Origin of the sequence: Dokdonella sp. (assembly GCF_049593775.1) — a bacterium.
Classification (GTDB): domain Bacteria; phylum Pseudomonadota; class Gammaproteobacteria; order Xanthomonadales; family Rhodanobacteraceae; genus Dokdonella.
Window position 1 is genome coordinate 1 of record NZ_JBAWHJ010000365.1, and the last position, 13,672, is coordinate 13,672.

Genomic DNA, 13,672 nt, shown 5'->3' on the forward strand with positions numbered 1-13,672 from the left:
GAGTTCTGGATGGCTGGACTGATTGCAGCCTCGGCGTTCGTCGTAGACAGCACCTGCACTCTGCTTTCGCGAATGCTCAGTGGCCGACGTTGGTATAGTGCGCACCGCGAACACCTTTACCAATGGCTGGCACGTTCCGGATTCAGCCACAAAGGCGTGGTCGGCCTGTACATGGGCTGGAACTTGCTGGTGGTATTGCCGGTCCTGTACTGGGTCGGTTCGCTGGACGCGCTTTCCGGGAGTTCGGTTGAACCCGCTCGTGGAGGCTATGCCTTGGTCGGCGTCTATGCGCTGGCGGTTCTGGTCTGGGTTTTCGGCAAGCGCTACTGTCTCGGGAAACGACGGGTCAACGGATCGTGATCAATAAACTCATCGCCAAGATCCATCCGCGTCTCGCCGTGGTCGTCCATGATCTGGCGATGGTCTGGCTGACCTGGACCGCGATCACCTCATTTCGATGGTCGTTCGAGTCGGTGCGTCCAGAGCTCGGCTTGTTCGGTCCTGAAGTCTGGCTGGTTCTGGCGGCACAAGGTCTGGTCTTCTGGATAACCGGTTTGTACAAGGGGCTTTGGCGATTCGCCAGCCTGCCTGATCTGTGGAACATCCTGCGTGCGGCGGTCCTCGGCGCACTTGCCATTGCAATCACCCTGTTTCTCTACAATCGCCTGGCCACCGTGCCGCGTACGGTGCTGCTCGTGTATTCACCGGTTCTGGCGGTCTTGCTGGGGCTGCCCAGGCTTGCCTATCGCTACTGGAAGGACAGCCGACTGGATTTCCTCTCGCGCTCTCCTGCGATGCGAGTCCTGGTTCTGGGCGCTGGGCGGGCGGGCGACACTCTTGTACGCGGCCTGGTGCGGGAAAATCGGTATCGGCTGGTTGGCATTCTCGACGACAACCATCAGATCCGCGGCGCGCGTATCCACGGTGTGCCGGTCCTTGGCAACCTGGAACAACTGCCTGACCTTTCACGCGAGACAGCCGCGCAGATGCTGCTTATCGCCATGCCATCGGCGACCAGCTTGCAGATGCAGCGCGTGGTGGGTCTTTGCGAGCAGACCGGATTGCCATTCAGGACCATGCCGCGTCTGGCTGACGTGGTCGCGGGGCGTTCGAGTTTCGGCGAACTGAAGGAGGTCGCTATCGAGGACCTGCTGGGGCGTGAACAGGTGCAGCTCGACTGGACATCGATCCGTACCGGCATTTCGGGCAAGCGCGTACTCGTTACCGGCGGCGGTGGTTCGATCGGCTCGGAACTTTGCCGCCAGGTTGCCCGGCTAGGCGCATCCGCGCTGACCATTCTCGAAATATCCGAATACAACCTTTACCGAATCGAGCAGGAACTGCGCAGGGAGTTTCCCGACCTTCTGCTGGATGCCCGTATCGGCGATTGCGGTGACCTGCCGGGCTGCGAACGCGTATTTGCCATGGCCAGGCCACAGGTGGTGTTTCATGCCGCGGCCTACAAGCATGTTCCGCTGCTTCAGGATCAGCTTCGCGAAGCGTTTCGCAACAACGTCATGGGAACACTCGCCGTCGCTCAGGCCGCCGATCGCCACGGAGTCGAGTGCTTCGTTCTCATTTCCACCGACAAGGCGGTCAACCCGAGCAGCATCATGGGTGCGTGCAAACGTGCCGCAGAGATCTATTGCCAGAATTTTGCGGCCCAATCGCAAACTCGTTTCATAACCGTCCGCTTCGGAAACGTACTGGATTCAGCAGGCTCGGTGGTTCCCCTGTTTCGCGAACAGATTCGAAAGGGTGGCCCCGTGACCGTGACCCATCCGGAGATCACGCGATATTTCATGACCATTCCGGAAGCCTGTCAGCTGATCCTGCAGGCAGGCGTGCTGGGCAAGGGCGGTGAGATTTTTGCTTTGGACATGGGCGAGCCGGTCAAGATTTCCTACCTCGCCGAGCAGATGGTCCTGCTGGCCGGCAAGCAGCCAGGTCGCGATATCGAGATCGTCTACACCGGTTTGCGGCCGGGTGAAAAATTGTTTGAGGAGTTGTTTCATCCTCTAGAGAATTACCAGGCAACAACCCATGCAAAGATCTATCTGGCGCAACCACGTCTGATGGCATGGAGCCTGCTGGCCATGCAAATGCAGCAGGCCGAACTGGCCGTTCGTGAATTTGATGAAGTACAGCTTCGTCGAATCCTCGATCAGTTGTTGCCGGAGTTCCAGACACGTGATGCCGAAAATTCCGGTGACGTCATTCCTTTCGTGGCGCGCCCTTCCTGATTCCAGCTTTGGAGATTGCATCGATGACTTCTGGGCGGTTGCGTAAAGTAGTGTTTCCGGTAGCCGGGTTGGGTACACGATTCCTGCCGGCGACAAAGGTCGTCGCCAAGGAGATGCTGCCAGTGCTGGATCGGCCGCTGATCCAATACGCAGTCGACGAAGCGGTGGATGCCGGAGCGGACACGCTGATTTTCGTGACCAACCGCTACAAGCATGCGATTGCCGACTATTTCGACAAGGCCTATGAGCTTGAGAGCAAGCTGGCCAAATCAGGCAAGAATGACCTGCTAGCTCTGGTCCAGGGAACCTTGCCAAAGCATGTTCGCTGCGTCTTTGTCACCCAGCCCGAAGCGCTGGGTCTGGGGCATGCCGTGTTGTGTGCCAAACCCGTCGTTGGTGATGAGCCGTTCGGTGTGATCCTTGCCGACGACCTGATCTGGAACGGCAATCCGGGGTCGGGACGGCCCGGTGCACTCCGCCAGATGTCGGAGGTCGCGGCGCGCGAGTCCGCCGGAGTTCTGGCGGTCGAGGAGGTCCCGCGCGAAGACACGCGAAAATACGGGATCGTCGATTCCGAGGCGATTTCCGAGCGCGTTGCTCGGATCCGCAAGATGGTCGAGAAACCCGAGCCCGATGTTGCGCCGTCCAATCTGGCAATCGTTGGTCGCTATGTACTTCCCTCAGACATTTTCAGTCTGCTTGAGCAGACATCGCCGGGTGCCGGTGGTGAAATCCAGTTGACCGATGCCATTGAGGCCTTGCTGCAGAAGCAGTCCGTACTGGCCTATCGGGTCGAGGGAACCCGCTTCGATTGCGGCAACAAGCTCGGTCTGGTCAAGGCGACCCTGCACATGGCCTTGCAGGATCCACAGATAGGCCAGGAGACGCTCAAGCTGCTAAGGAGTCTGGAACAATGAGTACTCTACTGGCTACATTGATGCTGGCTGCGATGTCCGCGATGGGCGTTGAGCAATCTGCCGTGCAGGCATTCGATCAATTGAAGCCGCTCGCTGGAAAATGGCAAGGTCAAACGGACGGCGGGCACACCATCAGGATCGACTATGCCCTGACATCCCGGGATTCGGTGTTCGTGGAATCCTGGCAGCCCGGCACTTCTGCTGCAACGCTCTCAATCATTCACCGGGATGGCGATCGTCTGCTGGCAACGCATTATTGCGGCCAGGGCAATCAGCCCCGCCTTGCACTTCAGCACGCTGAGGAAAACAGACTCGCGTTCGAGTTCGTTGATGCGACCAATCTCGCGACCGCGACAGCCTCCCATTTGCATCGGCTCGAATTCATCGTCAAATCGGACGGTAGCCTCGAACGAATCGAGACCTATCGCAGCGGTGACGAGGAAGAAGTCAGTCGGGTGGAGTTGCGTCGATTGAACGATGAGTCCGGGGCAGGAAGCCGTGGACCTTAGCTACATACTCAATCATCTGGGAGAGAGCAGGGAGGACTATCACGGAGCGGTTGTCCCTCCTCTCGTGCAATCCGCCATATTCGCGTTTCCCAGCGTTGCCGCCATGCGCGAGGGATTCTCCGACGAGTATTCGCAACATCTCTATACGCGCGGCAACAACCCGACTGTCGCCATCCTGCGCCAGAAGGTCGCTGCGCTTGAGGGCTCGGAAGACTGCCTTGCGTTCGGCAGCGGTGCTGCAGCAGTCGCAGCGGCTGTTCTGCCTAGCGTGCGCGCTGGCGATCATGTCGTGTGCGTGGCGAAACCATACAGCTGGACGCGATCACTCTTGCGTGACCTGCTGCCTCGATTCTCGGTCCGCACGACCTTTGTCGACGGCACGGATGTCGCCAACTTCCAGGCGGCAATGACCAGCGACACTCGATTGATCGTGCTGGAAAGCCCCAACTCGATGACGTTCGAGCAGCAGGACCTTCGGGCAATTGCCGCGATGGCGAGGGAGCGCGGTATTCGTACCCTGTGCGACAACAGCTTTGCCACGCCGCTCAACCAGTCGCCCATTGCACTCGGTATCGACATGGTCGTGCATTCGGCAACGAAGTACCTCAACGGGCATGGCGATGTGGTTGCCGGCATGTTGTGTGGCAGTCGCGCCTTGCTCGAAGAGGTGTTCAAGAGTCCGTACATGACCTTCGGCGCGATCATGTCTCCGCATGATGCCTGGTTGCTGATCCGTGGAATGCGCACGCTCGCAGTGCGCATGGAGCGAATCGCGGCGACGACGGCCAAGGTGCTCGCATTCGTCGAGGCGCATCCGAAGATTCGTCGTGTCCATCATCCGCATGCCACCGAATACCCGCAATCCGACCTCACTCGATCGCAGTTGTCCGGAGCCAGCGGTTTGCTGAGCATCGATCTCGACACCAATGACTGCGTAGCCGTCGAGCGCTTCTGCAATGCGCTCCAGCGCTTCCTCATGACAGTCTCCTGGGGCGGTTACGAATCACTGGCGTTTCCGGTGTGTGCGGTTTTCCCGCCTGGTTCCGAAATGCGGCCGAGTTCGGGTGTTCCGCTCAGCCTGGTCCGTCTGTCTCTGGGGCTAGAAGAACCCGAGGTGCTGATCGACGATCTTTCTCAGGCGCTCGACAAGATCTGAGTTGCCTCAAGCCGGAGTGCTCGGCAAAGACCATCGCGATTGCGCCCGGCGGTTTGCCCGGAAAGGTTCGGAGCAGATGCGCAACTCTCAAGACCAGTGCGCCAACGAATCACGGCATGAACGGTCACTCGGGTCATCGCATGCCAGAGCTGGTGCTCACGCTTGGGCACGTTTGCCTGTATGAGATCATGCGGCGTATTGCCTTGCCTGCCTCCGCGTATGCTGAAGTAGACTCGATCAGGCATATCAAACAGGAATTACGATGCCCAGCTTTCAGCCACCGCATGTCTTGCTGCTTGGTCCCGGACCGTCACCGGTTCCACAGCGCGTACTCGAGGCACTGGCACGACCAACGATAGGTCATCTTGATCCCCGATTCGTCGGCATGATGGAAGAGACCAAATCGTTCCTGCGCGATGCCATGCAGACCTCAAATCCCATGACGATGCCGATATCGGCACCCGGTTCGGCGGGAATGGAAGCGGCGTTCGTCAATCTGGTCGAGCCTGGGGACAAGGTCGTTGTTTGCCAGAACGGCGTGTTCGGCGGGCGCATGCGCGAAAACGTCGTGCGCATTGGTGCCGAACCCATCATGGTCAATGATGCATTCGGTACGCCGATCGATCTGGAAAAAGTCGAAGCGGCGATGAAAGCCAACCCGGGAGTCAAGGCATTGGCTTTCGTGCATGCCGAAACTTCGACCGGCGTCGAGTCCGATGCTCGCTCCCTGTGCAGACTTGCCACTGAACACGGTGCATTGAGTATCGTAGATGCGGTGACCAGTCTTGGAGGAATTCCGGTACTGGCGGATGAATGGGGTGCTGACGCGATCTATTCGGGTTCGCAGAAGTGCCTGTCGGCACCGCCGGGCTTGTCTCCGATGACATTCAGCGATCGTGCCGTGGAGACACAGAAAGCGCGAAAGACTCCGGTCCAGAGCTGGTTTCTTGATCTCGGCCTGTTGATGGGCTACTGGGAGGGCAGTGGAGCGCGTGCCTACCACCATACCGCGCCCATCAACATGCTGTATGGCCTGCATGAAGCGCTGCTGATGCTGAGCGAGGAAGGGCTTGAAGCGGCATTTGCCCGGCATCGCAACAATCACCTGAGATTCAAGCGCGGGCTGGAGAGCATCGACCTGAGTCTCCTGGTGGCCGAAGCATCGCGACTGCCCCAGATGAATGCGGTTGTCGTGCCGGAGGGTGTCAGTGAATCCGCTGTGCGCAGTCGGCTGCTCGAGGAGTTTTCGATCGAGATAGGGGCGGGCCTGGGTGAATTGGCAGGCAAGATCTGGCGGATTGGATTGATGGGGGCCGGCAGCACCGAAGCAAATGTTGATCGCGTACTTGAGGCCCTGGCGATATGTCTGGATCGCAAGCCGGCCTGATCACGGTCAGAATCGTGTGCTCGGTACCTCGCGAAACCAGCCTGTCTCCGCCATGATCTACAGGATGTAAGATCCACAACATGAGCACTCCGGTTTCTGCCCAGCCTTCTGAAGACTCCGTTCCAGCGCGAAAATTGGTCGTTGCGATCTCCTCACGGGCGTTGTTTGACCTGGGCGACAGTCACGAACTGTTCGAGCGCCAGGGGCTGGATGCCTACGCGCGCTATCAGATTGCTCACGAAGATGAATTGCTGGCTCCAGGCATCGCGTTTCCGCTCGTGCAGAAACTGTTGCGCCTGAATGCCATGGCACCGGAAGCACCCAGGGTCGAAGTGATTCTGCTTTCGAGAAACTCGGCGGATACCGGCCTGCGCATATTCAACGCCATTGAGCACTACGGGCTGGATATCATCCGTGCTGCCTTCACCAACGGAGCCCCGACGGCCGCCTACGCGCATCCGTTCGGAGCCAACCTGTTTCTTTCAGCGAACGTCGACGACGTGCGGCGGGCATTGACGGCGGGCGTGGCGGCAGCGACGATCCTGCCCTCGAAGGCTCCTGAACTGCCGTCCGAGCAACTTCGTATCGCATTCGATGGAGACGCGGTGATTTTCGGCGACGACTCCGAGCGCGTCTCCCGGGATGAAGGATTGGAAGCGTTTCATCGCAATGAAACCCAGCGTGTCAACGAGCCTCTCGCTGTCGGTCCGTTTCGCAGCTTCCTGGAATTGCTGCACAGCATCCAGGCCGCGTTTCCGATCGAGAATTCCCCCATACGCACGGCGCTGGTCACGGCGCGTTCTGCACCCGCGCACAAGCGCGTAATCCTCACCCTGCGCAACTGGGGTGTGCGACTGGACGAAGCACTCTTTCTCGGAGGCCGTTCGAAAGGCCCGTTTCTGGAGGCATTCGGCGCGGATATCTTCTTCGACGACTCCATGCTCAACGTCGATTCAGCGCGACAACATGTTGCAACGGGCCATGTCCCGCATGGCGTGCACAACAGCCCGGATCAATAGGATATTGCTGCGATGAACGACATCGATGATTTCATCGTCGTGAATGAGGCGGACCGTGGGCCGTCATTTGCGGCCGATGTGTTCCTGCGAAAGTACAGGCTTCCGGTGCCTGAGTTCCCGCATCACGTGCTCGCCTGGTTTCGCGAGGGTGATGGGCGATTTTCGGTAGCCTGCTATATCCACTTTACCGATTGTGGTGACATCCTCCTTGGTGGCGGGGCTTGCACGGATGATCGTGTGCTGCGTCGAATGAGCCGCGAGCAGCGTGATTGCATCCGCGCATCCGGCGGGCTCTACCTGCATACCCTGAAGTGGGCGTTGCGCCATTTCGGCGCGCGTTATTCGGCGGTTTTCGGCTACTGCGGCGATGCCCTGGCGGAGCGGGTGGATCGGGCAGCCGGTTTCGAATCAACCCGACATGATCACTTGCTTGTCTACTGGACCCGGGAAGTCGATCAGGCACTGCGCAAGCAGATGGTCGCCAAGGCAAATTCCTTCATACCGTTTTAGTGAGTTCGATCATGCAGAGTGGAGAACACTTCGATGCGCGCGAGATACTTCCTCCGGCGCTACACGGATTCATCACGATTTCCGAGGTCGATCATTCACAATTTCTGATTTCCGATTTGTTCCAGCGCAAATTTGGTCATCCACCACCTGAGTCACCCAGGCACCTGATCGGCTTGTACAGGGACGCCGTGGGTGGCATTCATCTGGCCGGCTACTCGCACATGATGCCTTTTGGTGATGTTTATCTCTCTGGCGGCTCCTGCACCAATGGCGATACGGCCCGACGCATGACCGATGCGCAACGAAATGCGCTACGCGATGCCGGCGGCATGTGGTTTCATCTTCTGAAATATGCGTTTCGGAAATACGCTGATTGCTGCGATGCATTCTTTGGTCATTGCGGCGACCCAAGAGCGCTTGAGGTCGCGTTGGCAGCCGGATTCATCAAGACCGAACACCAGCATGTCATCGTCAACTGGCACAAACCCCTGCACCCGAACATCCAGCGAGCTCTGGTGGCCAAGGTGCACGCGCTGGGGACGTTCTGAAGCAGCCCCTTGGGTCAGCCTGATGTCAGGAGGCTGCGCAGTGCTTCGGTCGATTTCCAGTGCCAGCCACAGATGTAGCGCGGCAGGTTCCAGCGATCACTGGTCTCGGTGACCGGCGTGGCTCCATCGCCCATCGCGGCGAGCATTCCATGTTCATCGGCAAAGCGGGGGAAGTATTCCGTACGCAGGTACTCGGGTACGTGGCTGAACGGGTAGCAGAAGATCCGTGTCCGGGAAGGTGCGATGCGCGCATTGATGTAGTCGGTCGCTGCCGCAATTTCGGCCTTGGCGCGAGAGTAATTGTCGACCTCCATGAACGAACCGCGCTGCATGCCCTCGATGCCAGGTAGCTGGACAGCCGAATGGTTGTGATCCCAACTGTGGTTTTCGATGGCAATCAGGCCCGAACGTTGCGCACGGGACCACCACTGTTCGCTCATCCAGCCGTGTCCGGCGAGACAGCCGCGATCTATGTGTTCCCTGGCCTCTGGTGACGCGATGACAAAGGAGGTGAGGTGCAGGTCCGGCTGCGCCTTTTCGCCGTATTCGGCAACGAAGTCGAGCAAACAGTTGTACAGGCTGCGCTGCGCTCCGTGGCTCGGATGATCGAGATCGTCGAAATCGAAGTTCGAGCCATCGTCGCAAGTTAGCGCGACACATGCTTCCAGATCCCGGTGACCGCTGCCGGTAATCTGCTCGACCACCCACTGCAAAGGCACGATGCGCATGCCGAGTTCATGGATAAGGCGAAGGTCGGAGGCGAACGCGACAGGATCGTTGCTGGCATAGTCGTTGCCGGCAATATTGACGGCGTGGTAGGCGAGGACAGGTACGCGCATGGGACCGGAATGGTAAACGGGCGGCCAGCATAGAGGTCCGCAGGGTCAGCGCCAAGGGCGACTTTCCGGGTTGTCGGCCGGGAAAAGAGGACATCCAGCGGTGTTCCGGCAACGCTGCGACGTCTACAATAGCGTGCTTTGCCAACCCCGGAACCCAGTCATGGCTGCCACACCGCTAAACCCCGTTGATCTCTACGATGTCCGCTCGCTGCTTACCGAAGAAGAGCAGGCGGTGCAGGATGCGGTCGCCCGGTTCACGGATGAACGCGTGATTCCGATCATCGGCGATTGTTTTGACAAGGCCGTGTTTCCGCACGAACTGGTGCCCGAAATGGCTGCACTCGGCCTGCTCGGCTGCAGTCTGCCTACCGAATACGGCTGCGCGGGCCTGAACAGCGTCAGCTACGGCCTGATTTGCCAGGAGCTGGAGCGCGGCGATTCCGGAATCCGCAGCTTCGCTTCGGTGCAATCTTCCCTGTGCATGTATCCGATTTTCGCCTACGGAACGGAAGAGCAACGCCAGCGCTGGTTGCCTGACATGGCCGCCGGGAAGGTCATTGGCTGTTTTGGTCTTACCGAGCCGCAAGGCGGTTCCGATCCCGGCAGCATGAAAACCAATGCGAAGAAGGATGGTGGCGACTGGATCCTGAACGGCTCCAAGATGTGGATCACCAATGGCAACCTGGCCCACATCGCAATTGTCTGGGCACAGACCGACGAAGGCATCCAGGGTTTTGTCGTGGAGAAGGATTTCCCTGGATTCACGGCCCAGGAAATCCACAAGAAGATGAGCCTGCGCGCATCCGTCACCTCGGCATTGTTCTTCGACAACGTGCGCGTGCCCGAAGCCAACCGCCTGCCCAACGTGAAAGGCTTGAAGGGTCCGCTTGGCTGCCTGACCCAGGCTCGCTATGGCATCACCTGGGGGCCGATTGGCGCCGCAATCGCATGCTTTACCGAAGTGCTGGAGTACTCCAAGAACCGCATCCTGTTCAAGCAGCCAATCGCTTCGCGCCAGGCGGTTCAGCTCAAGCTGGCTGACATGGCACGTCGCATCACGACTGCGCAGCTGCTGTCCTTGCAACTTGGGCGTCTGAAGGACGCCGGCACGATGCAGCCGACGCAGGTTTCGCTGGCCAAGTGGAACAACTGTCGCATGGCCATCGATATCGCCCGGGAGGCGCGCGACATCCTCGGCGGAGCCGGCATCACCACCGAACACTGCCCGATCCGTCACGCACTCAATCTCGAGTCCGTAATCACCTACGAGGGCACGGAAACCGTGCATCAGCTGGTGGTTGGCCGGGAAGTCACCGGCATAAATGCGTTCTAGTGCATCAACCGGGGTGAGCCGAAATAGCCTCGACGCGAGATCGCGTCGAAACTTTCAGCCGTAGGGTTTTCTCGTATGCGCCACGCATTGATCACAGCGTTTGCCGCCTTTTTTGGGGTTCTTGTGGCCTTGTTCGTTTTTCATTTCTACGAAAAATACGACGCTGATCGAGTGCAAGCGATGATCGACGCCGACTTGCAAAAGAAAGTCGAGCAAGGCAGAAGACTGGCGGAGCAGTCAATCGCTGAAGAGCGGGCAGCGCAGGCAATTCGTGAAGCCATGGTGGTTGCCTTTTCTGCACGGAACTCGGTCTCTGAAAGCTATATGTCCAGTGGTCGAATGCCAGCCAGCAATGCACAGACAGGTCTAGGTGAGCCGGAAACCTATCGCGGACAAAGCCTGCTTTCCATGCAGGTATCGGAGGGGGGCAGGATAGTTCTTACATTTGATGCCACCTCCAGTGTGGAGGGGGGAACAGTTGTATTGACTCCGAATCTGGATGGCAACGAATCCATGGGCGTTCAATGGAAGTGCGTGACCCACGATTACCCTCTAATTGCCAGAGCTTGGCCGTATTCACCAGGTTGTGAGTACGTTCAAAATAACAGCCCCGATGATGCGAGCCGTTAGGGTCAGGTCTTGGACACATCAAGTATTCGTATCGAAACCGAGCGCCTGATCCTGCGCCCGCCCGCACCCGAGGATTTCGAGTCATGGGCTGCCTTCGCCGCTGATCCGGAGGCCATGCACCATCTGGGGGGCGTGCAAGTTCGCTCCAGCGCGTGGCGAAGCTTTGTCGGCATTGCCGGTTCCTGGCAGATGCAGGGATTCGCGATGTTTTCAGTTATCGAGAAGCTTGCCGGGCAGTGGATTGGTCGAATCGGGCCCTGGATGCCGGAAGGCTGGCCTGGAAGTGAAGTGGGTTGGAGTATCGCGAGCAAATACTGGGGCAGGGGGTATGCGAAAGAAGCATCTGTCGCGGCGATCGAATGGTCATTCGAGCAGCTCGGCTGGCACGAAGTGATCCATACGATTTCTCCTGACAACCATGCATCGAAAGCACTCGCGGCAAGCCTCGGCTCAAGCTACCTGCGCAGGGGGCGCCTGCCGGCTCCTATCGACCTGGACGTCGAGATCTGGGGCCAGACTCGGGAGCAATGGCGAGCCAGGAACAGCTCGGGGGAGTCCGCATGCTGACGATTTACGGCATGGGGGTTTCGGGCAATTGCTACAAGCTTCAGATGCTGCTGGCGCAACTGAAGCTGGCTTGTCGCTGGGTCGAGGTCGACAGCGCAAATGGCGAAACCCGTACACCGGAGTTCCTCGCCCGCAATCCGAATGGAAAAGTCCCTGTGCTCGAGCTTGAGGATGGCCGCATCCTTGCCGAGTCGAATGCGATTCTCTGCTTCCTTGCCGAGGGCACTGATCTGCTCCCCGAAGATCACTGGCAACGAGCACTGGTGCTGCAGTGGCTGTTTTTCGAGCAGTACAGCCACGAGCCGAAAATCGCCGTGGCACGATTCATCAACCTGTTCCTTGCTGAAGACCATCCGCGCCGTGGAGAACTGCCGCGTCTGGTCGAGGCTGGTCACGAAGCGTTGGCGCTGATGGAAAATCATTTGTCGGCCGGCAGGGCATTTTTCGTCGGCGACTCGGCGACCGTCGCTGACATTGCGCTGTTTGCCTACACCCATTGCGCAGAAGATGGCGGATTCGACCTTTCCGGCTATCCCGAGCTTCTTGCCTGGCTTGCGCGCGTGCGCAGCCTGTCTGGCTTTGTCCCGATGAAGTCATGATCCCGGTAATGCGGCGTGCGAATTGCGCCAGCGCTGGGCGTCGGCAATATCGGCCAAGCCCGCTACAATAGCCGGCCTACCAGACTCCGAATTCAGAACCTGTCCCCATGGCTGTCGTCAATCCGGTCCAGCGCCCCGTCATCACCGCACGCCATCGCGGCCTCAATCGCGCGGATATCTGCGACCAGAATTTCATCGAGTACGTCAGGGATTGGGATGGCCACGTTGCATCCAGCCCTTCCCCGGACGCGCCCGTCCTGCCGGGTAGCACCTGTTCGGCTGGAGAATTCCTCGATCTGTTCGAATCGCAGCTGATATCGCGCCATCTGGATCTCATGGCACGCGTGTTGCGGGTGCGTAATCGCGTTTTCTACACGATCGGATCCAGCGGGCACGAAGGCAATGCGATGGTGGCCAGGCTGAGCCGGCATACCGATCCCGCCTTTCTTCATTATCGATCGGGAGCGTTCATGGCTGAACGCTTCCGCAAGCTGCCTGGCATGGATCCGATCATGGACTCGGCGCTTTCGTTCGCAGCCAGCAAGGATGATCCGGCTTCCGGCGGGCGTCACAAGGTGTGGGGTTCCAAACCACTCTGGGTCCTGCCGCAGACTTCGACCATCGCCTCGCACCTGCCCAAGGCGTTGGGCACTGCGCTTGCCATCGAGCAGGCCGGTCGTATCGGTCATACGCTGCCGATTCCAGAAGATTCCATTGCGATCTGCTCGTTCGGCGATGCATCGTCCAACCACGCGACTGCCCAGACTGCGTTCAATGCAGCAGGCTGGACTGCCTACCAGAAGCTGCCGGCTCCAGTGTTGTTTGTTTGCGAGGACAACGGCATCGGCATCTCGGTAAAGACCCCTGGTGGCTGGATCGAGAGAAACTTCAGCGAACGGCGCGACCTCGATTATTTTTACGCGGATGGACTGGATCTGGCTGCCGGCCATGCCGGCGTTGCGCGTGCCATCGAACATTGCCGGCGCACGCGACGTCCCACCTTTCTGCATCTGCGCACCACGCGAATCATGGGACACGCGGGTACCGATTTCGAGATCGAGTGGCGCAGCGTCGAAGAACTGGTTCAGGTGGAAGCCGGTGATCCCCTGCTGCGATCGGCCTCCATCGCACTGGAGTCGGGTTTGCTCGACAAGGACGAGCTTCTCGCGCGCTATGAAACGGTTCGTGCACGCTGCTTTGCGGCAGCGGATGAGGCGGATAGGCGGCCCAAGTTGTCCCGGCTTGCTGAAATCATCGCGCCGCTCGCTCCGTATACCCCCGCCGCGGTCAAGGCCGAGGCGGATCGTCAGGACGATCAGGAAAGGCGCCTAGATATTTTTGGCGGTGAACAGAAGCTGCCGGAGAACCAGCCGCCGCGGCATCTCGCCATCCAGATCAACCAGGCGCTGCACGAC

14 protein-coding genes and 1 pseudogene are annotated in these 13,672 nt (G+C 59.2%); 14 read left to right on the forward strand and 1 reads right to left on the reverse strand.

Annotation, left to right across the window (positions count from 1 at the left end):
• The 9 genes and pseudogenes from WBP53_RS12490 to WBP53_RS12530 form a co-directional block, all read left to right on the forward strand.
• A pseudogene (locus WBP53_RS12490) lies at positions 1-360 on the forward strand (hypothetical protein); the annotation flags it as partial.
• Positions 354-2,243, forward strand: coding sequence for a polysaccharide biosynthesis protein (locus tag WBP53_RS12495; RefSeq protein ID WP_423929423.1), 1,890 nt, complete (start codon positions 354-356; stop codon positions 2,241-2,243). The pseudogene WBP53_RS12490 and the gene WBP53_RS12495, both read left to right, overlap by 7 nt.
• A gap of 23 nt (positions 2,244-2,266) precedes the next feature.
• Positions 2,267-3,160 carry a UTP--glucose-1-phosphate uridylyltransferase GalU gene (gene galU, locus WBP53_RS12500; RefSeq protein ID WP_423929398.1) on the forward strand — a complete coding sequence of 298 codons (894 nt, stop codon included), beginning with the start codon at positions 2,267-2,269 and terminating at the stop codon, positions 3,158-3,160.
• Positions 3,157-3,669, forward strand: a complete 513-nt coding sequence (locus tag WBP53_RS12505; protein ID WP_423929400.1) for a hypothetical protein — start codon at positions 3,157-3,159, stop codon at positions 3,667-3,669. Before galU ends, WBP53_RS12505 begins: the two co-directional genes overlap by 4 nt.
• Positions 3,638-4,825, forward strand: a complete 1,188-nt coding sequence (locus tag WBP53_RS12510; protein WP_423929402.1) for a trans-sulfuration enzyme family protein — start codon at positions 3,638-3,640, stop codon at positions 4,823-4,825. The genes WBP53_RS12505 and WBP53_RS12510 overlap by 32 nt, the downstream gene beginning before the upstream one ends.
• Before the next feature lie 262 nt (positions 4,826-5,087).
• Positions 5,088-6,212, forward strand: coding sequence for a pyridoxal-phosphate-dependent aminotransferase family protein (locus WBP53_RS12515; RefSeq protein WP_423929404.1), 1,125 nt, complete (start codon positions 5,088-5,090; stop codon positions 6,210-6,212).
• A gap of 80 nt (positions 6,213-6,292) precedes the next feature.
• Entirely contained in the window at positions 6,293-7,231 is a 939-nt protein-coding gene (locus WBP53_RS12520; RefSeq protein ID WP_423929405.1) for a 5'-nucleotidase, read from the forward strand.
• A 12-nt stretch (positions 7,232-7,243) separates the two neighbouring features.
• Positions 7,244-7,741, forward strand: a complete 498-nt coding sequence (locus WBP53_RS12525) for a hypothetical protein (protein ID WP_423929407.1) — start codon at positions 7,244-7,246, stop codon at positions 7,739-7,741.
• 11 nt (positions 7,742-7,752) lie between these two features.
• Positions 7,753-8,289 carry a hypothetical protein gene (locus tag WBP53_RS12530; protein WP_423929409.1) on the forward strand — a complete coding sequence of 179 codons (537 nt, stop codon included), beginning with the start codon at positions 7,753-7,755 and terminating at the stop codon, positions 8,287-8,289.
• Between the two features lie 14 nt (positions 8,290-8,303).
• On the opposite strand, the gene WBP53_RS12535 is transcribed toward WBP53_RS12530, so the two are convergent.
• Positions 8,304-9,128, reverse strand: a complete 825-nt coding sequence (locus tag WBP53_RS12535; RefSeq protein ID WP_423929411.1) for a polysaccharide deacetylase family protein — start codon at positions 9,126-9,128, stop codon at positions 8,304-8,306.
• 160 nt (positions 9,129-9,288) lie between these two features.
• Here WBP53_RS12535 and WBP53_RS12540 point away from each other — a divergent pair, with 160 nt between their 5' ends.
• The 5 genes from WBP53_RS12540 to WBP53_RS12560 form a co-directional block, all read left to right on the forward strand.
• Positions 9,289-10,461, forward strand: coding sequence for an acyl-CoA dehydrogenase family protein (locus WBP53_RS12540; protein ID WP_423929413.1), 1,173 nt, complete (start codon positions 9,289-9,291; stop codon positions 10,459-10,461).
• Between the two features lie 75 nt (positions 10,462-10,536).
• Positions 10,537-11,091: a pilin gene (locus WBP53_RS12545; protein WP_423929415.1), complete on the forward strand. Its 555-nt coding sequence runs from the start codon at positions 10,537-10,539 to the stop codon at positions 11,089-11,091.
• 9 nt (positions 11,092-11,100) lie between these two features.
• Complete coding sequence (locus tag WBP53_RS12550) at positions 11,101-11,658, forward strand: GNAT family N-acetyltransferase (protein WP_423929417.1); 558 nt, start codon at positions 11,101-11,103, stop codon at positions 11,656-11,658.
• Entirely contained in the window at positions 11,652-12,257 is a 606-nt protein-coding gene (locus WBP53_RS12555; RefSeq protein ID WP_423929419.1) for a glutathione S-transferase family protein, read from the forward strand. The genes WBP53_RS12550 and WBP53_RS12555 overlap by 7 nt, the downstream gene beginning before the upstream one ends.
• 107 nt (positions 12,258-12,364) lie before the next feature.
• Positions 12,365-13,672: thiamine pyrophosphate-dependent enzyme (locus WBP53_RS12560; protein ID WP_423929421.1), on the forward strand; the 1,308-nt coding region annotated here is incomplete at its 3' end.